Origin of the sequence: Paracoccus shandongensis (assembly GCF_017315735.1) — a bacterium.
GTDB classification, from domain to species: Bacteria; Pseudomonadota; Alphaproteobacteria; order Rhodobacterales; family Rhodobacteraceae; genus Paracoccus; species Paracoccus shandongensis.
In genome coordinates this window covers 35,218-54,628 of record NZ_JAFLRK010000016.1, presented here as the reverse complement: position 1 = coordinate 54,628, position 19,411 = coordinate 35,218, and the positions used below count along the sequence as shown (strand labels likewise).

The 19,411-nt window shown below is 67.4% G+C and carries 16 protein-coding genes; 9 read left to right on the top strand and 7 right to left on the bottom strand.

The window, feature by feature from the left end; genetic code table 11:
• Positions 1–122: 122 nt before the first annotated feature.
• Positions 123–707 (bottom strand): VPLPA-CTERM sorting domain-containing protein, encoded by a 585-nt coding sequence (locus JX613_RS19915; protein WP_237168518.1) that lies wholly within the window; start codon positions 705–707, stop codon positions 123–125.
• A gap of 319 nt (positions 708–1,026) precedes the next feature.
• Between JX613_RS19915 and JX613_RS11505 the strand changes: the two genes are divergently transcribed.
• Entirely contained in the window at positions 1,027–1,989 is a 963-nt protein-coding gene (locus tag JX613_RS11505) for a glycosyltransferase family 2 protein (RefSeq protein ID WP_336512299.1), read from the top strand.
• Positions 1,990–1,993: 4 nt separating this feature from the next.
• On the opposite strand, the gene JX613_RS11500 is transcribed toward JX613_RS11505, so the two are convergent.
• Positions 1,994–2,929, bottom strand: a complete 936-nt coding sequence (locus JX613_RS11500) for a polysaccharide pyruvyl transferase family protein (protein ID WP_207101609.1) — start codon at positions 2,927–2,929, stop codon at positions 1,994–1,996.
• Between the two features lie 283 nt (positions 2,930–3,212).
• On the opposite strand from JX613_RS11500, the gene JX613_RS11495 reads away from it, so the two are divergent.
• The 3 genes from JX613_RS11495 to JX613_RS11485 are packed head-to-tail and all read left to right on the top strand — an operon-like array spanning position 3,213 to position 7,116.
• The gene (locus tag JX613_RS11495) at positions 3,213–3,473 is read left to right on the top strand and encodes a spike base protein, RCAP_Rcc01079 family (RefSeq protein WP_207101608.1); all 261 of its coding nucleotides are present in this window, start codon (positions 3,213–3,215) and stop codon (positions 3,471–3,473) included.
• On the top strand, positions 3,470–4,366 hold the full coding sequence (locus JX613_RS11490; RefSeq protein WP_207101607.1) for a hypothetical protein: 897 nt from the start codon (positions 3,470–3,472) through the stop codon (positions 4,364–4,366). The genes JX613_RS11495 and JX613_RS11490 overlap by 4 nt, the downstream gene beginning before the upstream one ends.
• Complete coding sequence (locus tag JX613_RS11485; RefSeq protein ID WP_207101606.1) at positions 4,363–7,116, top strand: hypothetical protein; 2,754 nt, start codon at positions 4,363–4,365, stop codon at positions 7,114–7,116. Before JX613_RS11490 ends, JX613_RS11485 begins: the two co-directional genes overlap by 4 nt.
• Here JX613_RS11485 and JX613_RS11480 read toward each other — a convergent pair.
• Positions 7,109–7,663 (bottom strand): hypothetical protein, encoded by a 555-nt coding sequence (locus JX613_RS11480; RefSeq protein WP_207101605.1) that lies wholly within the window; start codon positions 7,661–7,663, stop codon positions 7,109–7,111. The genes JX613_RS11485 and JX613_RS11480 overlap by 8 nt on opposite strands.
• Positions 7,664–7,924: 261 nt before the next feature.
• Between JX613_RS11480 and JX613_RS11475 the strand changes: the two genes are divergently transcribed.
• Complete coding sequence (locus JX613_RS11475; RefSeq protein WP_207101604.1) at positions 7,925–9,379, top strand: hypothetical protein; 1,455 nt, start codon at positions 7,925–7,927, stop codon at positions 9,377–9,379.
• Positions 9,376–10,347 carry a glycosyltransferase family 2 protein gene (locus JX613_RS11470; RefSeq protein ID WP_207101603.1) on the top strand — a complete coding sequence of 324 codons (972 nt, stop codon included), beginning with the start codon at positions 9,376–9,378 and terminating at the stop codon, positions 10,345–10,347. The genes JX613_RS11475 and JX613_RS11470 overlap by 4 nt, the downstream gene beginning before the upstream one ends.
• Before the next feature lie 28 nt (positions 10,348–10,375).
• Here JX613_RS11470 and JX613_RS11465 read toward each other — a convergent pair whose 3' ends face one another.
• Genes JX613_RS11465 through JX613_RS11450 form a run of 4 tightly spaced genes read right to left on the bottom strand, consistent with a single transcriptional unit; the run spans position 10,376 to position 14,939 of the window.
• Positions 10,376–11,629 (bottom strand): glycosyltransferase, encoded by a 1,254-nt coding sequence (locus JX613_RS11465; RefSeq protein WP_207101602.1) that lies wholly within the window; start codon positions 11,627–11,629, stop codon positions 10,376–10,378.
• Positions 11,622–12,503, bottom strand: coding sequence for a CpsD/CapB family tyrosine-protein kinase (locus JX613_RS11460; protein ID WP_207101601.1), 882 nt, complete (start codon positions 12,501–12,503; stop codon positions 11,622–11,624). The genes JX613_RS11465 and JX613_RS11460 overlap by 8 nt, the downstream gene beginning before the upstream one ends.
• 19 nt (positions 12,504–12,522) lie before the next feature.
• Complete coding sequence (locus tag JX613_RS11455; protein WP_207101600.1) at positions 12,523–14,043, bottom strand: GumC family protein; 1,521 nt, start codon at positions 14,041–14,043, stop codon at positions 12,523–12,525.
• A complete protein-coding gene (locus JX613_RS11450; RefSeq protein ID WP_237168517.1) occupies positions 14,040–14,939 on the bottom strand; it encodes an ExeA family protein in 900 nt (299 codons plus the stop codon). Before JX613_RS11450 ends, JX613_RS11455 begins: the two co-directional genes overlap by 4 nt.
• Before the next feature lie 425 nt (positions 14,940–15,364).
• Between JX613_RS11450 and JX613_RS11445 the strand changes: the two genes are divergently transcribed.
• The 3 genes from JX613_RS11445 to JX613_RS11435 all read left to right on the top strand — a co-directional run bounded on the left by JX613_RS11445 (position 15,365) and on the right by JX613_RS11435 (position 19,409).
• Complete coding sequence (locus JX613_RS11445; RefSeq protein WP_207101599.1) at positions 15,365–16,036, top strand: sugar transferase; 672 nt, start codon at positions 15,365–15,367, stop codon at positions 16,034–16,036.
• Positions 16,037–16,107: 71 nt separating this feature from the next.
• A complete protein-coding gene (locus tag JX613_RS11440; RefSeq protein WP_207101598.1) occupies positions 16,108–18,633 on the top strand; it encodes a tetratricopeptide repeat protein in 2,526 nt (841 codons plus the stop codon).
• Positions 18,634–18,806: 173 nt separating this feature from the next.
• The gene (locus tag JX613_RS11435; RefSeq protein WP_207101597.1) at positions 18,807–19,409 is read left to right on the top strand and encodes a polysaccharide biosynthesis/export family protein; all 603 of its coding nucleotides are present in this window, start codon (positions 18,807–18,809) and stop codon (positions 19,407–19,409) included.
• Positions 19,410–19,411 lie beyond the last annotated feature (2 nt).

Here is a 19,411-nt window from a genome sequence, read left to right as displayed (position 1 = left end):
CCGGGTGAAGGATTCATGTTGTCCATGCGGACAATCCGTTCAAATTTCCGCTTGCGCAAGGCGCGGCCGAAAGCCCGCCTTGCGCAGGCGGGTTTTTTGCAAGCATGGCAGCCGCCCGGCGATCAGGCGGCGTTCCTGCGGCGGCGCATTGCGGCCAGCCCGCCAAGGCCCGCCAGCAGCAGAACGCCCGCAGCAGGCAGCGGCACGGCCGAGATCGTGATGGCGCCCACGTCAAAGCCGTCATAGCTGCTGGTGGCCGGGAACAGGTCCAGCGTCACATCGACCAGCTTGATGTATTCGAAGGCCCCCGAGGCCAGGACCGCGTTCTCGCCCACGACGTTGGTGATCGTTCCCAACAGCGTCTCGATCCCGCCCAGGACGCCATACACCTCGGCCGCCTCGCCATCGCCGCCGCCGCGGTTGAACGTGACCTCGAAGACGGAAAGGGTCTGCGGGCCGGTGAACAGGGCGATGGGGAAGCCCAGGGTGATGTCGCCGCCGAAGCCCAGCGAATAGAAGGTGCTGTTGTCCGTATCGACGGCATTGCCGACGTTCTGGCGGTCATTGGCCGCGCAGCCCAGGGCGGTGCCGGTGCAGGCGCCCGGGTTCACGTCGATGACGCTGTCGGCGTAATAGGTCGCGGCATGGGCGCCCAGGCTGGATGCGGCAAGAACCAGACCGGCCAGAAGGGTCTTGAGGATATTCATGGCAAACCTTTTCACTCGTGATGGCCGACACACCGTGCAATTTTTACCATTTCCGCTTGCCGGCAAACAAGCGTTAAAGCGGAATTAACGCCGCGGGCAAAGGAATTGCCGGATTTGCCGCAAGGATTACCCTGCACATTCATTGTCGCAGATTGAACGGCATAAACCGCTGCAATTGCCAATTGAATTCCCGTCTTTTCGGGGGCTGTTTCCTTTTGCGGCAAAGGGCTGGCGAAAAATCATCGCCCGTTCCCCTGCTTGTGATTCGCGCGTGAAGCGGGCAGACATCAAGCCGTCATTCCCGTCGGAAAGGTTTGCCGTGTCTTCGCCGATCGCCCAGGGGGCCGATGCGTCCCGCGCCTATCTTCTGGTGTCGCCCTGCCGCAACGAGGCCGCCTACATGCGCCGGACGCTGGACAGCGTCATCGCCCAAAGCGTGCCGCCGGCCCGGTGGATCATCGTCGACGACGGCTCGACCGACGAGACGCCGGCGATCCTGGCGGAATACGCGGCGCGCCATCCTTTCATCCAGGTGGTGACCAAGCCCGACCGCGGCCACCGCGCCGTGGGCCCCGGCGTGATCGAGGCCTTTTATCACGGCCTGGATCAGGTGGATGCCGGGGCCTATCCCTATCTGTGCAAGCTCGATCTCGACCTGGATCTGCCGCCCCGCTATTTCGAGATCCTGATGGCGCGGATGGAGGAAAACCCCCGCATCGGCACCTGTTCGGGAAAGCCCTGGTTCCGCAGCGCCACGGGCCGCTGGATTTCGGAAAAATGCGGCGACGAGATGTCGGTCGGCATGACCAAGTTCTATCGCCGGGAATGCTTCGCCCAGATCGGCGGCTTCGTGCGCGAGGTGATGTGGGACGCCATCGACTGCCACAAGGCCCGCCAGCTGGGCTGGATCGCGGTCAGCTGGAACGACGAGGCGTTGCGCTTTGAACATCTGCGGCCCATGGGGACCAGCCAGAAAAGCGTCTTCACCGGCCGCAGGCGGCACGGCTTCGGGCAGTATTACATGGGCTCGGATCCCGTGTATTTCATCGCCACGGGTCTCTATCGCATGGCCCATCCCCCCTATGTCCTGGGCGGGCTGGCGACGATCCAGGGGTTCCTGGCAGCCTGGCTGCGCCGCGAGAAGCAGCACGGGGATGCGGATCTGCGCGCCTTCATCCGGGCCTATCAGCGCCGCGCCCTGACCGTCGGCAAGGCCCGCGCCGTGGCCGAGATCGAGGCCGAGCGCGCCGGGGCCTGGCAGCCCCCGGTGTCCCCGGCCTGAGGCGTCACCCCCGCCCCTGATCCGCGTCGATCCGGCGCTGGAGAACGGCAAGCCTGTCGCGGATCCGGTCGATCCGGTCGGCCACCACGCCGTCGCGGCTCAGATGGAGGGCGGCGCGGCTGGCCCGCTTCAGGTCGCGGGCGATGGCCCGTTCCAGGACCGGGGCAAGGGCCCTGGCCAGGCCCTTCACGCGCCGCCGCCCCGCCTCGCCCAGATCCGGGGGCGCCGGGACCGGATCGGGACGGTCGTTGGCGCTGTCCGGGGCGGGTCTTGCCGGCCTGGCCGAACGCAGCCTGGCCCTGGCATCGCGAAGCAGGAACCACAGCTTCCGGGGCAGAACCAGGGCTTGCTGGATCTGCATCTGCACCTCGACGCTTCCGGCCCAGTCATGCCACTTGAAATCATTGAATTCGTTCGAGATCCGGATCGGAACCCAGGGCACCCGGAAGGCATCGGCGAAGATCGCGCCATGCATGGATTCCGTGACCACCAGCCCGGCGCGGGCGATATCCGCGATGACCTCCCCGGCCTCGCCCGAGGGCAGCACGACGCGCAGCCCGGCATGGCGGCCGATCCGGTCCCAGTCCAAGTCCAGCCGCGCGGTCGAACGGTGGGGAATGAAGATCGTCCCGCCCGTGCCGCGCGCCAGGCCGCGGAACTGCGGCATGGTCGTTGCCATGCAGGCCGGATCGGTGATCGCCAAGCCGGGGTCCGCGCCGATCAGGGCCGCGGTGCGCGGCCCGCGCAGCCAGGATATCTCGACCTTGCTGCGGTCGATCCCCTCGATGGCGCCATAGCCCGCCCCGCTGCCGCAGACGAGGACGCGTCCATGGGCGTCGAGGATCTTCCTGCCCAGGATGGTGCCGATGCCGAACAGGGTGACGTCCGGCCAGGCTTCGCGCCATCCCGGAAGCAGCGCGTCCCAGAACCACGTGTTCATGTCGTCGCCGAAGTTTCCCTGGGAGCAGGTCGCATGGTAAAGCCGCACCGCTTCCTTCCTGTTGGATGTTTCCTTCAGGAGTTTTTCCTGATCACGTTTCCTTGAATGGAAGAGTGTAGCGGATTTTTCCGCCCGGTCACCAAACGCCGTCCGGAACCGGATGATTGCAACGTGCAGGCGCTTAGGATTTGGTTAATCTATTCTTAAGATTGTTCATGGCGCCGCAATTCAACCGCGCCGTTCCGCCCCTTGCCGGGGGCGGCCGGTGTTCAAGGGAGGGCCCATGAACGATCCTTTCCACAACCAGGCCTCTGGCCTTCAAAGCCCGGCCGCCCGGCTGGCCAGCGTCACGCCGGATGACGGGGCCGACCTGGCCTTTCCGGCCCGCGCCATCGCCGTCGGAACCGAGGGCTTTGTCCATCTGGTCACGGTCGCGGGCGATGCCGGGCGCGTCTTCGTGGTGCCCGGCGCCCCCTTCCCGATCCGGGCGCGCCGTATCCTGGCCACCGGCACATCGGCCGCCGACATCGTCGTGCTGGCATGATGCTGCAGGTCGGCCTGGGCTACGGCCCCCGCGCCCTGCGCCCGCTGCAAACGCAGCCCGCCCAGGGTCTTTTTCTGGTGGTGGCCTCGGACGATGAGGCGGTGGCGGTCAAGGCCAACGCCCTGACGATCGAGGTCGCGCCCCCGTCCCCTCATGCCGGCACCTATTCCCTGGATCTCGCCGATCTGGCGCGGGGGCCGGTCTGCCTGGCGCCCCCGGCGATCCGGGACGCGGCCGGGGTGCTGGAGGGCGAGCCCGGCCTTTGGGCCCATGACGCGGCGCGGGGGGCCGCCACGATCACCCGGCAATGGCTGGCGGGCGGAACGGTTGTCCCCGATGCGACGGGTCTGTCCTTCGCACCCGTCGCGACCGATGCCGCGCAGGACATCGTTCTGGCCGAAACGGTCCGCCAGAACGGCGCCGAGACCGGCAGCCTGTCGGCACCCTTCACCCTGCCGGCCTTGCCCGAACCGGCCAGGCTGGCGGTGGCCCCTGACGCCCGGCTGGCCCTGGTCGTCGATCCCGCCGGCACCGCCGAGGTCCGGATCATCGAGCCTGCGGCCCATGCGGGCAGCTACACGATCCCCGCCGCCGCCCTGAAGGACGGCCCGCTGTGGCTGGTCCCCGCCCGCGTCATGGGGACCGCGAAGGTGGGCAGCCAGCTTGGCGTCCTTTATCGCGGCCTTCCTGTCAGCGACGCCGAGGCCGGTCCCGTATCGGTGCAGGGCCAGTGGCAGCGCGACGGCCTTCCCATCCCGGGGGCAACCAAGGAAACCTATGGGGTTGCGGCCACGGACGCGGGCTGCAGAATCGGCTTTCTGGAAACCGCAACGGACAGCCATGGCACGCGCCGCCAGCTGTCAAACGAGATCGCCATCGGAGGCACGTCGTGAAGATCGATTTCAGCTTTGCAGCCGATACCAGGGTCACCCTGGCCGCGAGTGGCCAGACCGAAACCGTCGACCTCTGGTCGCGCGCCCACAGGCTGCTGGAAGGCCATGCGGGGCGGGTGAACGTCTATGACCAGGCGCTGTCCTCGCCCTCGTCCGGCAGGGCGGTGGCCCGGGCCGATGGCGGGACGACGCTGAACCTGGTGGAGGTCAGGGAAGCGGGCGACATTGCCCTGTCGATGGAACCGGACCGCAAGGCGGTGGTCCGCACCCAAAGGCACCAGAAGCGCGGCCATCCCTCGGGCGAGCATTACTGGCTGCCGGTGGGCGCGAACGGCCGCTTCGTTTGCGAGCCGGGCCAGCGGCACCGCAAATGGTATTTCGGCCGCTCTGCCGGCTGTCTTACGCAGGCGCAGATCGCTGCGGCCGCCAAGGTTCCGGCAGGCAGCGTCACCGGCGCCTGGCTGCTGGCACGCCCGCAATACGGCGGGACCGAGGGGACGGCCATCCATGCCGACCTTTATGCCGCTGTTCGTTCCGCCGTTGCTGCGGACAACGCGGCGGGCCGGTCTGACCATTATTTCCTGGAACGCGGTTACGATTACAGCGGCCTCGATTTCAGCGGGCTGTGCGGCGAGGACGAACTGCATCCGGTGCTGATCGGCGCATGGGGCACGGGGGCCGACCCCGTGGTCCGTTTCGTTAGCAACTTCCTGATGCTGCCCTATTGTGTCATCCAGGACGTGCAGACCATGCGCGACCCGACCCAGGTCACGGCGGATGCGGTGCAGACATGGTATGGCTATGCCTTCGCCTTCGACCATGTGGACATTGGCCGGGCATTGGACCTGCAGAACACATCCTTTGCCACGGTGCGCGAAACCACCATCCTGAAGGCCTGGAAGGACAAGCCCAGTCGGGTGACATCCGATGGCAAATGGCTGGCGAACGGCAACCACATTGCCGGCATCTATACTGCCAATGCCGAAGGCATCCTGGTGGACAGCTGCCTGATCGACCACACAGGATGGGTGGAGGGCTATGACTTCAACGGGTCAGCCACCCTGCCGCATCCACCCTCGAAATACTCGCACGCGCTGTATTTCCAGACCAACACTTTCGACATCACTGTCCGCCACAACCTGCTGTCACGGGCGTCGTCCTGCGGCGTCCAGATGCGGTCGGGGCTGCACCTGGAAGGCAACCTGTTCCTGGACAACAACCTCCAGGTCGCGGCCAACAGCTTCGACGGCAAGGCCCAGTTCAACAACGTGCTGGACAATATCGGTTACTCGGCGGGCTACCGGCGGGTGGCCTACGAGGAAGGCGCGGTCGACTGGGGCTTCACCGTCAACGGCCCCGGTTCGGCCTTGATGGGCAACGTCCTGGCGCACCATGCCAATCCTGACAACGCGGCTGAAATCGCGGCAAGGCCCGATGCGAACCACGACAGCTACAGGGCCAATTCGTCCGCCACCACGGAGTCGAGCGCCAAGCTGTATAACGACACCCAGGTCTGGAAGTGGGGCAAATTCCCCGCCAAGAACGTAGACGGGATTTCAGAAACCACACTGGATCAGACCACCATCCAGCGCCGTGCCGGAAACCGGCTGGGCAAGGCCAGCGGCACCATCGCGGAATACGTGACCCATGTCGCCGCCGCCCCCAGCATCGGGGACATCGTGCGCGAGGACATGCGATGGGTGAAGGACCGCTTCGGCACGCCCATCCCCGCGCGCACCGCGCCTGCCGCCCTGGTCTTCCAGCCCGACCCGCGCATCGACGGCTTCCGCTGGGACAACCGGCGCAACTGGTCCACCTTTGACCTGCCCGGAACCCATGTCGCGGACAGCGTCGATCTGGCGGGAAACTTTGTCCGCTTCGGCACGGTGAACGCGGACATCGCGGCCCTGAAAAGTGGTGGCGGACTGCTGGACGTGACCTCGGGGCGGCTGAAGATCGGCACGCTGACCGACGCGGCCGACATGATCGTCCGGCTGGCCGGTCAGGTCTGGCTGGACGCGGCCCCGCAACCCCTGTCCCTCGAGGCGGTCAGCGGGCGGTTGATGCTGTCCGGCGCGGCCTCGGCGCTGGACCTTTATGCGGGGGGCCAGGCGCAGGCTCTGCTGGGGCCGGACGCCACGGTCGGCGCGGACCAGGCCCTGGTCGTCAGCGGCCAGCGTGCCCGCGTCGGATGGGACGGGACCGGCACCGCCGCCCTGACCATCGCCGGCGCCTTGGAGTTCCGGCGCGGCGTCGAGATCACCGTCGATCCCAACGCGATGGGCCCTATCCGCTATGTCCACCGCCATATCGGCAAGACCGTCACCGGCTCTGTCAGCGGCTTCACCGCGCGGGTCGCGGCGGTCGAGCGGATCACGGCGCGGGGCACGCGCTACAGGATCTGGCTTTGCGACGTGGTGGGGCAGCCGGTCCCGGGCGACACCTTCCAGGTCGCGCCGAAGCGAGAGGAAGACGGCACCGACACCCCCAATACCCTGACGGTTTCGGCTGTCGGCGCGTCAGGCATCGCGCCCTTGCAGCGGTTCCGCTCGGGGGTCAACGGCACCACGGAACCGACCGTGACCGCGACCCTGACGCTGGCGCCGACCGCGCGGATCGTGGTCCCGACCGGGCTGGCGGCGGGCACCCACGACCTGACCGGCGCGGGCGTCACGGTGGCCAACCAGGGCGCGGTCCTGCCCGCAGGCGTCAGCGTCACGGGCGGCAAGCTGGTGCTGGTGGTCAGCTGACCCGGCGACGGCGCCTTCGCATCAGGGCGAGGGCGCCGAGGCCAAGCGGCAGAAGGGCTGCGGTCGCGGGAAGCGGGACGGGGGCCAAGCGGAATTCAGCGTCTGCAAGATAATAATCTGGCAAATGATCCGCCGTGTGCGACCATGTTCCCTCTGTTCCTGTCCATGTCAAATAGCTATACCAGATGCCGCCTTGGCCTTCGGCCCAGGAATTGGCAGCACTCTGCCATTGAAAGATACCATCTTCTCCAAAGAAGATGCGGCCATTTATGATAAGCGCGGCAACAGCATTGCTTTCGATTTCCAGGATGCCCTGCACCGGCGTATTGACGGCCGTGCCCCACCATTCGTCAAGGAAAGAGGTTTCGCAGTAACCTTGCATGAAAGGGCAATAATCATGCGCGACACTGGTCAGCGTAAAGACCACATCATATGTTGCCGCCTCCGCCGCCTGCCCGATTCCGATTGCGGCGCAAGCCGCAACGATCATGGATCTGATCCCCAAGAAAGCCTCCTGAAAAACAAGGCGAATCGGCAGGACCGCCATCGCCCTAGAAAAAGATCGGCTTTCAACTGCGGCCCTGTCTTGGGGAAACAGCGCCCGGCCATTCAATCGAGAATGGATATCACCATGATAACAAACGGTTGAGGATTTACTTTTCCGATTCCCCCCGCGACCTGCGGTGTCCAAGGCTGTCCCGCCCCGCAGCCCGACGGCAAGCGGCCCGGGCTGCATCCCCGAACGGCAAGGCGCGTTCCCTCCAGATGGCCGTAGTCTGTTGAAAATGTTTGTGGCAGAACGGCCGCCATGATCTCGATGGTTGTTGTCCTGTTCTGGCCGGTGGTGGTGTTCTGGCTTTTCGCCAGCCGGGCGCCCGCGACGGCCGTGATGGCCTCGATCCTGGGCGCCTATCTGCTGCTGCCCCAGAACTACGCGATCGACCTTCCCGCCGTGCCGACCCTGAACAAGGACTCGATCCCCGGCCTTGCCGCCGCCCTGGCCGCCGCCCTGCTGGTCAAGGGGCCGCGCCTGCGGGGGATGGCCCCCGACATGGTGCTGCCGGGGCTGTGGCCGCGCAGCCGGATCCTGCGCATCCTGTTCATCATGATGCTGGCCGGGGCCATCGCCACCGTGCTGACCAATGGCGATGTGCTGCGATACGGGCCCCAGGTCCTGCCGGCCCTGCGCCCCTATGATGCGGGCTCGTTCCTGGGGGGAACCCTGTTCACGCTGCTGCCCTTTCTTCTGGCGCGCAAATACCTGGCCCACCCGGACGCCCAGAGGGGACTGCTGGTCGGGCTGGCGGTGGCCGGACTGGCCTATTCGCTGCCGGCCCTTTACGAGGTGCGCTTCTCGCCGCAACTCAGCCGCAACATCTATGGCTATTTCCCCCATGACTGGGTGCAGCACGTCCGCGCGGGCGGCTTTCGGCCCGTCGTCTTCCTCAGCCATGGGCTTTGGCTGGCGATCTTCTTCTGCGCCTCGTTCCTGGCGGCCTTGTCGCTGTGGCGCAGCGCATCGGGCGGACCCCGGACGCGCTGGCTTCTGGCCTCGGCCTGGCTGTTCCTGACCCTGGTCCTGGCCAAGGGAATGGGCGCGCTGGCCATCGGGCTGCTGCTGGGGGGGATGATCCTTCTTCTGCCGGTCCGGCTGCAGGTCATCGGCACGGCGGTCCTGGCCCTTGTCCTGCTGATTTACCCGATGCTGCGGGGCGCGGACCTGGTGCCCACCGAGACAGTCCTGGCCTGGGCCGAGCGCGTGGATCCCGGGCGCGCCGCATCGCTGCGCTATCGCCTGGACAACGAGGATATCCTGCTGGCCAAGGCCAACCAGCGGCCCGCCTTCGGCTGGGGAGGCTGGGGACGCAACCGCGTCCTCAACGAGGAAGGCCGCGACATCAGCGTCACCGACGGCTATTGGGTCATGGCGATCGGCACCCGGGGCTGGATCGGCTATCTGGCGCAGTTCGGGCTGCTGCTGGCGCCGATGATCCTGATGGGCCTGCGCTGGAAGACCCTGGCGCTGACCCCCGCCACCGCGGGCCTGGCCATGGCGCTGACCGCCAACATGATCGACCTCATCCCCAATGCCACCCTGACCCCGGTGACATGGCTGCTGGCCGGGGCCCTGGCCGGGCGCCTGGAACTGGGCCGGATGGCCGAGACGGCGGGCGGGCCCGCACCCGCCGATCCCCATGCCGGGCGGAACGCCTATACCCGGCAGACCCGCCGCCATCCCCCCCGGCCCGCGGCCGCGACATGAACGCCCCGTCCCCGCCGGTCATCGACGCCGTGGCCATCGGCCGCAACGAAGGGCAGCGGCTGGTGCGCTGCCTGGACAGCCTGCGGGCCGCCGGGTTCCGCCGGATCGTTTATGTCGATTCGGGATCGACCGACGGCAGCATCGCCACCGCCGAGGCGAGGGGCGCGGTTGTTGTCAGGCTGGACATGGCCACCCCCTTCACCGCCGCCCGCGCGCGCAATGCCGGGGTCGCGGCCCTGCCCGGGGACCGGGCCGATTACGTCCAGTTCATCGACGGCGACTGCGTGCTGGATCCCGGCTGGCTGCCGCAGGCCGCGCGCTTCCTGGCCGAGAACCCTGACGCCGCCGTCGCCTGCGGGCGCCTGCGCGAGATCGCGCCCGAGGCATCGCTTTACAACCGGCTGATCGACCACGAATGGAACACCCCCATAGGCCCCGCCAAGGCCTGCGGCGGCATCGCCCTGTTCAGGGCGACGGCGTTTCATGCGGCGGGCGGCTTCAACCCCGCCCTGATCGCCGGAGAGGAGCCCGAGCTTTGCCTGCGCCTGCGCCGGATGGGCTGGCAGATCTGGCGCCTGGATGCCGAGATGGCGCGCCATGACGCGGCCATGCACCGTTTCAGCCAGTGGTGGCGGCGGGCCCGGCGGGCGGGCTATGCCTATGCCCTGGGCGCGGCGCTGCATGGACGGGGACCGGAACGCCACAATGTCGCGCAAGCCCGCCGCGCGCTGGCCTGGGGCTTGGGCATCCCGTTGGCGGCGGTCCTGGGGGCGGTCCTGGTCCATCCGCTGCTGCTGGCCCTGCTGCTGGCCTGGCCCCTGCAGGTCGTCCGGCTGTGGCGGCGCGACGGGGATCTGGTCAGGGCCGGATTCCTGACAATGGGAAAGCTGCCCGAGGCGATCGGGGTTCTGGAATACTGGTGGAAGCGGATCGGGCGCCGCGGTCAGAGATTGATCGAATACAAGTAAGGGCCGCTTGGCTGTCCTGCCCCTGGGTCTACAGATGATCGCGGATCAGGCAGGCGCGATGTTCAAAGACCGCCTCGTCGTGGAATTCGCTGGAATCCCGGACGGCGCGCTTCATCATGTCTGCCAGCTTTGTCCTGTCCTGCGCCAGGTTGGCCAGGATGTATGCAAGGGCGGCGGTGTCGTCCATCGGCGCAAGCTGCCCCCCGCCATGGCCGGAAATCAGGTCGGCGGCAAACGTGCCCTCGTAGCCGATCAGGGGCGTGCCCGAGACCAGCGCCTCGATCAGGCAACGCGGCGATTCGGGCGTCTTATGGCAGAACAGCATGACATGCGCCTGCCGCAACGCCTCAAGGACGGTGCCGCGGTCGCTGACAAAGCCGGGTAGTTCGATCTTCAGGGTCAGACCTGCCGCGTCGATGGCCGCCCGCATCTCGGCCAGCAGCGGTCCATCGCCCAGCCAAGTCGCGCGGAAATCCACCCCCCTGCGAGCCAGCATCGCCAGAACCTCGACCCAGTCGAGCGGGCCTTTCATGGGATCGGCGCGGCCGGCATAAACGATGCGCAGCGGGCCTTCGGCCGCCGCATGTTGCTTGCAAGGCAGGGCGTCGGGGCTGATGTGATCCGATTTGCCCACATGGATGTCGTGCACCAGTTGCGGCTGCCGGCAGAAGCGGGCGTAGGCATCATAGGTTTCACGCCCATGGAAAAGCCCCAATGCCGCGCGGCGGATCACCCATTTCTCCAGCGCGGCCATCGGCCGCCAGTCCAGACGGGATCGCAGGGCTGAACGGCCCTGTCCAGTGCGCGCGTTGTGACGGGCGACCTTGGATTCGACCCGGTCGGTCCACACCGAATAAGGCCGCCCCATCCGGTGGGCGATGATCGAGGACACCGCCCCCCAGTCGCCCCACAATCCGCCAAGGCTGAAGCACAGATAATCGGCCTGCGCGATATTGTCGCGGATCTTCTGCCGTGCCGCAGGCAGGTGGCGCAGGAAACGGTCGGGCCGATAGGCCATCGGCAGGGGATCAAAGGTGATCCTGTCGGCACCGGGGATCTGCGACACGGGTTGCAGCATCTTGCCACCACCAGCATCCGCCCTGACCGGCTGCATGACCGTGACATGGTCGAAGTTCCTGGCCCACAGGCGCAGGCCGTTCGCCGCCTGCGGCTCGATCATCAGTTCGCCGTCATGCCCTTGGTGAACAGGGACATGCACATAAAGCAACAGCCGCCTGCTATGGGAACCGGGGGCGCCGGTATGAAGGGATTGGTCAGCCATGCGATTGCCCCGCCACAGTCCCGCCCCCTTCCGCATCCACCCGCCCGTCGCCGTGGCGATACGCGTTCAGCACCACGCCCAGGACATTGGTGTATTCGCCCACCTCGCGTTCGCAGCTGTCGAAATCGCCGTATCGGGTCTGGTCGGCGCGGGCCAGGATCAGGGCGCAGTCCACATGCTGCAGGAAGGCGCGGGCATCGTCGCCGATCAGGATCGAGGGCAGGTCGAAGATCATGATGTCGGGCGCGTAATCCCCCTGGATCCGGGCCAGGGTGTCGCGGGTGGTGTCCGCCATCAGCAGGCGCGTCGGGTCGGTCTGCGCCTCGCCCGACAAGGCCAGGGCCAGGTTGGGGCCGATCCGCCGGCCATGATCGGCGAAGGCGCGTTCCCCGCGCAGCAGCGGCGCGATCGAGGGAGGCCGGTCCAGCCCCAGCTTTTCGGCCACCGCGGGCGCGCGCAGGTCGAAGTCGAACAGCATGGAGCGCAGTTCCGGCTGGCGCCCAAGCGCCAACGCCAGGTTCACCGCCGCCGTGGTCTTGCCGCATTTCGGCAGGGGCGAGGTGATCGCCAGCCGCCGCCAGCCGTTCTGGCGCATCTGATACAGGATCTTGGTGCGCAGCACGTCGAAGGGGGTCGATTCGTGGGACGCGCTTTGCGACAGGATGCGGGACCGCACCAGCGTGGCGCGGTCCAGATCCGCCTCGGGCAGGGCCTGCCACAGCGCGTCCGTATCGGGCGTGCCAGAATCGGGGCTGGCCGGGGGGACGGCCGCCGCGTCCGGCGCTGCAGGGGCGGGGGCGGAGACGGCAGGTTCGCCGCGTTCGGCTTCGCGCTTCTTGCGGGCGATCTCGATGGCGGCTTGCAGTTTTTCCATGACCGGATTTTCCCCTCGCTCAACCAAGGCCCAGGCGGTTGACGATCTTTTGCGCCAGGATGTCCAGCGGCATGTATTGGGTATGGATCCCCCACAATCCCAGGGGAATGATGATCACCACCGCCAGGATCGCGGCCAGGCGGACGATCTGGCGGCGGCGGCGTTCGCGCCGTCCCTCGATGAAGGGGATGACGGCCAGGGGGGTGATCTGGAACCGGGACCGCAGCTCGGCGGGGCGGCGGATGGTGTTGTTCAAAAGCTCCATCAGCGCGAAGAACCCGGCCGCCAGCGCCAGGCCCAGGCCGATGCCCGCCATCGCGATCTTCTTGCGGTTCGGCCCCGAGGGCTGGCTGGGCACGCTGGCCGCCTCGATCACGGTGATGCGCTGGCCCTGGGCCGAGGTTTCGACCCGCTCGACCTGGCGGGCCTGGTCGAGGCTGGCCACGGCGGCGTTGTAGCTGGACTGGATGTTCTGCTCGTCCCGTTCCAGCGCGCCAAGCGCGATGGCGTTGGCGGCCGTGGCGTTGATCGAGGCGGCCAGCCTTTCCAGTTCCGCATCGGCCTGCGTCCGTTCGTTCTGCAGCGCCGCGACCCGGCTGTCGATCTGCGACAGGTTCATGTCCAGAAGCGAATTGCCGCTGTTGGCGGGCTCTGTCGGGGTGCCCTGCGCCTGGACCGCGCGTTCGGCCGCCGCGATGCGGCTTTGCAGGGCGCGGACGCGGGGGCTGTCCTCGTTATAGACGCCCAAGACGCCGTTCAGCTCGGCCCGCAGCGCGGCCAGTTGCTGCTGCTCGGGCGTTTGCGGGGCATTGCTGGCGGGGACGTTGCCGGTCTGCTCGAACAGGCGCACCATTTCCGCGCGCTGCGCCTGCAACACGGCCAGGTCGCTTTCCAGCCGCGCCACGCGTTCCTGGAGCAGCGACTGGCGGTCCTGGCGGTATTGCAGGTTCTCGGGCAGGGCGTCGGCGTTCTTGCGCTTGAAGTCTAGGATCAGGGCGTTCTGCCGGTCCAGATCCTGGCTCAGCCGCTCGACCTCGCCCTGGAAGAAGGCCAGCCGGTTCTCGGCCGCGCCGACGCGCGAGCGGGTGTTGGCGCCCAGGATCAGGGTGGTGTATTCGTTGACCACGGCGGCGGCCGTGCGCGGGTCGGGCGAGGTGAAGCTGACCAGCATCATCGTCGCCTCGTCCCGCCCGCCGGTCCGGCGGATCTCGGTGTTGGCGCGCATCCGGTCCAGCTTCTCGTCCACGTCCAGGCTGCTGTCAGACGCGAAGACATCCAGCTTGTTGGCCACGTCGATCAGGTTGGCGCGGGTCAGAAGCTGCTGTTCGATCACCTGCAGCATCTCGCCCGCCGAATCGCCGCCGGTGTCGCGGCTTTCCAGGATGCGCGGATTTTCCACCAGCAGCCGGGCCGAGGTCGAATAGGTCGCGGGTGCCCGGATCGCCCAGACGGCGCCGAAGACCGAACAGATGATGAGCAGCGCCAGCATCACCGGCAGGCGCCGCATCAGAAGGGACCAGTAAAAGCGCAGGTCGATCATGGTGCGTCCCGCTTGACCTCTTGTTCATGGGCCAGAACCAGCCTCTTGGACCGCTTCGGCAGGGGGGGCTCGGGGGCCGCCGTCAGGATCAGCCCGTCGCGGATCAGCTCGTCCACGATGTCGGCGCCGACGGCCTTGCGGCCGGCGGCCGCGCCATAGACCAGGGCCAGGTCGGCGATCTTGTTGATCATCCGGGGCACGCCGCGCGCCTCGGCATGGATGCGGGCCGAGGCCGGGCCGTCGATCTCGTCCCCGGTGCCGCCCGCCTTCTGCAGACGGTGGCGGATATAGGCGGCGGTCGTGTCGGCGTCGAAGCTGCCCAGGTGAAAGGTCGCGCTGACGCGCTGCGCGAACTGGCGCAGTTCGGGCCGGGTGATGATCTCGCGCAGCTCGGGCTGGCCCAGCAGGATCAGCTGCAGCAATTCGTCGGTGCCCGAATTGATGTTGGTCAGCATCCGCAGTTCTTCCAGCGTGTCCGCGCCCAGGTTCTGCGCCTCGTCGAAGATCAGCACGACCAGGCGTCCGGCGGCATATTCGGCCAGCACGAAATCCTGGAAGGTCTGGAACATGTCGACGTAATCGGCCCGCGCCGGCGTGGCGATGTCGAAGGCGTTGAGGATCCAGCGCAACAGATCCCCCCGGTCGCCCCGCGCGTTGGAGATCAGCCCCACCCGCATGTCGGGATCCACGCGCCGCAGCAGGGCCTGGATCAGCGTGGTCTTGCCCGCGCCCACCTCGCCCGTGACGACGGTCAGGGGCGCGCGGGTCATCAGCCCGTATTCCAGGACGGCGAAGGCCTTTTTGTGCCGGTCCGACCAGAACAGCATGGCGGGATCCGGCAGGATCGAGAACGGGCGGACCGAAAAGCCGTAATGATCTAGGTAGAACTGGCTCAAACGGCGGGCACTCCGGTAAATCCTTGGATCGCTATACCCTTTCGGGCGGGGTTTTGCCAGCCTGACACCCGGGCGCGCCGCGTCAACTGCCTAAAAGTGAGAATAAAGCCGCTGAGTCTGAACGGCATGGGCGGATCCCCCTGCGTCTTTTCCACCATCGGTTGCGCCCTGTCCCGGGGATTTCCGGCCCCATGCGGAGAAACCAGGGAAAATTTCAAGCGAACACAATAACTAAAGAAAAATTTAACTAATTTTTAATCTATTTATTCAGATTGCCATTCCCCCATGCTAGCCTGTCCTTGTTCCGCTGGGCGCTGTCCGCGACAGGGGTTGTGCTGTTTCGGAAGCCTGGTCCTTGCTGTCGCCCGTGGGCCCCTTTTCATGGTGTTTCCTCGACGGAGGGAATTTTGACGATCAATACGCGCATGACCGACTTCACCCCCGATCTTGCCCTGCCGGACATGGGATTTCCCGATGGGGGCAAGGAACGCGGTTTCTACCGCAACGGCGCCAAGCGGGGATTTGAAGTCCTTCTTGTCCTGCTGACCGCCCCCGTCACCCTGCCGCTGATCCTGCTGATGGCGCTTCTGGTGGCCTGCGACGGCGGCAACCCCTTTTTCGTGCAGAAGCGGGTGGGCCGGAAGGGACAGGTGTTCCACATCTGGAAGCTGCGCAGCATGGTGGTCGATGCCGAACACCGGCTGTCCGCGCATCTGGAACAGGACGCCGAGGCGCGGATTCAATGGGCCAGCACCCAGAAGCTGAAGCAGGATCCCCGCGTCACGCCGGTCGGGCGGCTTTTGCGCAAGACCTCGATGGACGAGTTGCCGCAGCTTCTGAACGTGCTGAACGGCACCATGTCGCTGGTGGGGCCGCGCCCGATGATGGTGGAGCAGCGGGGGATGTATTGCGGGCAGGCCTATTACCGGCTGCGGCCCGGAATCACCGGCTTGTGGCAGATCTCGGCGCGAAATGAGTCGGAATTCGTCGCAAGGGTGCGCTATGATGAGGAATATCATCGCGATCTGTCCGGCTGGCTCGACCTGAAGATCCTGGCCCGGACCGTGGTGGTGGTCCTGCGCGGCACAGGTTACTGAGGCCGCGTCATTCCTGCTGCGGGCCGTCAGAAGGGCACCCGCCGCCCCAAAGCGACGAGACGTTTCCGATCATGATTTCCGACGTTCCTTCCAGCCCCTCCCCTGCCCGGCGGGGCATCCGTCTGCTTCTGTCCACCACCCTGGCCCTGGGCCTTGCCCTGCCCCTTGCCGGCTGCAAGACATCGGCCGAAAAGGCCGAGGAATATTACCAGTCCGGCCTGCAGCTGCTTGAATCGGGCGACGTGGACCGCGCCATCGTGCAGTTCCGCAACGTCTTCGACATCGAGGGCACCCATTACGAGGCCCGCAAGACCCTGGCCGAGACCTATCTGGACCGGGGCGAGACGGCGCAGGCCTACAGCCAGTACCTGCGCCTGGCCGAACAGTATCCCGACGACCTTCCGACGCGGATCGCCCTGGCGCGGCTGGCCTTCGACGGCCAGAACCCCGAGGAATTCGCCCGCCACACCGCCCGCGCGGTCGAGATCGCCCCCCAGGACGCGCAGGTGCAGGTGCTGGACCTGACCCGGCGCTATCGCGACGCCACCGTGGCCCAGGATCGCGACGAACGCGCCACCCTGACCCAGGAGGCGGTCCGCATGGCCGCCGCGCGGCCGGACGACCCGATGCTGATGGGCATCCTGCTGGACCGGGCGGCCAGCGTGGGCGACCTGGACGAGGCCGACCGGCTGACCGCGCGCCTGCTGGAACTGCAGCCCGACAATCCGCAGCGATACCTGCAGCGGCTGGCGCTTCTGGCGGAACGCGGCGACAAGCCCGCGATCGAGGCGCATCTGCGCGCCACCATCGCGAAATTTCCCGACAACAGCCAGGCCAAGGCCGACCTGGTGCGCTTCTACAGGGGCGAAAACCAGCCCGACAAGGCCGAGGCCTTTTTGCGCGAACTGGCCGAGGCCGCGCCTGCGGACAACCCCGCCCCGCGCGCCGACCTGATCCGCTTCATCGAGATGCAGCGCGGCGCGGATGCCGCCCGGGCCGAACTGGACCGCGTCATCGCCGAGGGCGCCGATCCGCTGCTGTTCCGTACCCTGCGCGCGGGCTTCGATTTCCGCGACGGCAAGCGCGCCGAGGCCATTGCCGAGATCCGGTCCGTCCTGGACGGCGTGACCGAGCCCACGGACGCCTCGCGCGACGTGAAGGTGCAGCTGGCGCGGATGCTTCTGGAGACCGGCGACGAACCTGGCGCCCGCCAGCAGGTCGATGAGGTGCTGGCCCAGAATGCCGGCCATCCCGGCGCGCTGAAGCTGAAGGCCGCCTGGGACATCCGCGACGACAAGGTGGACGACGCGGTGCTGTCGCTGCGTGCGGTCCTGGACCAGGCGCCCGAGGATCCCGAGGCGCTGAGCCTGATGGCCGATGCCTATGACCGCGCGGGCGAACCCGATCTGGCGCGCGATTACCTGTCGCAGGCGGCGGCGGCCTCGGGGAACGCGGTTGCCCCGACCTTGCGCCTGGCGGGCCGCCTGATGTCCGAGGACCGCTGGCGCCCGGCCGAGGACGCGATCCTGCCCGCCCTGCGCCGCGATCCGGAAAACCTGGATCTGCTGGCGGCGCTTGGCCAGGTCTACCTGTCCATGCCCGACCTGCCGCGCGCCCAGGGCGTGATCGCCCGCCTGCGCGAGATCGGCACGGACGGGGCCATCGCCGCGGCCCAGCGGCTGGATCTGGCCCGCATGGCCAACCAGGAAGGAGAGGCCGCCGCGCTTGGCTATCTGGAACAGCAGGCCAATGCCGCGGATGCCGGGATCGGCGCCAAGCTGAGCCTGATCCGCGCGCAACTGGCGACGGGGCAGGTGGATGCCGCGCTGACCCTGGCGGGGGACATGGTCGCGGCCGATCCGGCCAGCCGCCCGGCCCGCATGGCCCTGGGCCTGGCGCAGGCCGCCAAGAAGGATCTGCCCGCCGCGCGCGACACCTTCGGGGCGCTGGTCGCCGAACAGCCCGCCGATCTGCCGCCGCACCTGGCGCTGATCCGGCTGGCCTCGCAGCAGGGCGACACGGACGGCGCGCTGGCGCTGACCGACCAGGCCCTGGCCGCCATCCCCGGCAACCCCGACCTCTTGTGGTCCAAGGCCGGCCTGGTCGAGCGCAAGGGCGACATCGACGGCGCCATCGCCATCTATGAACAGCTTTACGCGCGCGATTCCTCGGCGGTGATCGTCGCCAACAACCTGGCCAGCCTTCTGGCGACCTGGAAGCCCGACGATCCTGCGGCGGTGACGCGCGCCTCGGCGGTGGCGCGGCGGCTGAAGGATACCACCGTGCCCGCCTTCATGGACACCTATGGCTGGATCCAACACCTGAACGGCGACAGCCGCGCGGCGCTGCCCTATCTGGAAGGCGCCGCAGCGGGGCTGGCCGACGATCCCGTGGTGCAGCTGCACCTGGGCGTGGTCCAGGCCGCCGTCGGCAAGTCTGATGCCGCGAAGGCGCAGCTGCAAAAGGGCTTGGACATGCTGTCCCCGGGCCAGACGGGGAAATCCATCGACACCGCGCGCGAAACCCTGGCCCGGCTGAACGATCCCGCCGCCGCCGGAACCGCGCAGCCCCCGGCGGCGGGGCAGGCCACGAACTGACGCCCGGGTTCCCGGGTGCCGGAAGCCAAGGGCGGATTGTGGTCCAGAGGTGACAGGGAAAGGATTTTTTGTCCCTCTGGGGCTTTCGCCCATGGCAATGTGATATCGAGTGATCCCAGACAGGCCAGGCGCCGCAAGGCAGGCTGACGGGAACAGTATAAAGGGACTGATCCATGACGATCCTGCTGCGTTTCATTCTGGCCGCCCTTCTGGCGCTGCCATTGTCTTTCGCCCACGGCGCCCTGGCGCAGGAATACCGCATCCAGACCGGCGACCGCCTGATGATCGAGGTGCTGGAGGACGCCACCCTGAACCGCACGGTGGCGGTGCTGCCGGGCGGGACCATCAACTTTCCCTATGCGGGCAGCATCCGCGTCGCGGGCAAGTCGCCCACGGCGGTCAGCAACAGCATCAGCCAGGCGCTGGCGGGCGTGCTGGCATCCCCGCCCACGGTCTTCGTGACTGCCATGCCCCTTGAGGCGCCGGTGACCGAGGCCGAGGAGGACGTGGTCAACATCTACATCATGGGCGAGGCCAGCGCCCCCGGCCCCAAGGCGGTGCTGCCCGGCACGACCTTCCTGCAGGCCTTGTCGCAGGCGGGCGGGCTGACCCCCTTTGCCGCGACAAAGCGCATCCAGCTGCGCCGCGCCTCGGTGCCGGGGCAGGTCATCACCGTGAACTATGCCGCGATCATGCGGGGCGCGGGCATGAACCTGGACCCCGTCCTGGCTGAGGGCGACGTGATCATCGTTCCCGAACGCGGCCTGTTCGAGTGAGG

Coding starts and splice junctions, on each gene's coding strand:
- JX613_RS19915 (WP_237168518.1), bottom strand. CDS start 707: ATGAATATCCTCAAGACCCTTCTGGCCGGTCTGGTTCTTGCCGCATCC.
- JX613_RS11500 (WP_207101609.1), bottom strand. CDS start 2,929: ATGAACACGTGGTTCTGGGACGCGCTGCTTCCGGGATGGCGCGAAGCC.
- JX613_RS11495 (WP_207101608.1), top strand. CDS start 3,213: ATGAACGATCCTTTCCACAACCAGGCCTCTGGCCTTCAAAGCCCGGCC.
- JX613_RS11490 (WP_207101607.1), top strand. CDS start 3,470: ATGATGCTGCAGGTCGGCCTGGGCTACGGCCCCCGCGCCCTGCGCCCG.
- JX613_RS11480 (WP_207101605.1), bottom strand. CDS start 7,663: ATGGCGGTCCTGCCGATTCGCCTTGTTTTTCAGGAGGCTTTCTTGGGG.
- JX613_RS11475 (WP_207101604.1), top strand. CDS start 7,925: ATGATCTCGATGGTTGTTGTCCTGTTCTGGCCGGTGGTGGTGTTCTGG.
- JX613_RS11470 (WP_207101603.1), top strand. CDS start 9,376: ATGAACGCCCCGTCCCCGCCGGTCATCGACGCCGTGGCCATCGGCCGC.
- JX613_RS11465 (WP_207101602.1), bottom strand. CDS start 11,629: ATGGCTGACCAATCCCTTCATACCGGCGCCCCCGGTTCCCATAGCAGG.
- JX613_RS11460 (WP_207101601.1), bottom strand. CDS start 12,503: ATGGAAAAACTGCAAGCCGCCATCGAGATCGCCCGCAAGAAGCGCGAA.
- JX613_RS11455 (WP_207101600.1), bottom strand. CDS start 14,043: ATGATCGACCTGCGCTTTTACTGGTCCCTTCTGATGCGGCGCCTGCCG.
- JX613_RS11445 (WP_207101599.1), top strand. CDS start 15,365: ATGACCGACTTCACCCCCGATCTTGCCCTGCCGGACATGGGATTTCCC.
- JX613_RS11440 (WP_207101598.1), top strand. CDS start 16,108: ATGATTTCCGACGTTCCTTCCAGCCCCTCCCCTGCCCGGCGGGGCATC.
- JX613_RS11435 (WP_207101597.1), top strand. CDS start 18,807: ATGACGATCCTGCTGCGTTTCATTCTGGCCGCCCTTCTGGCGCTGCCA.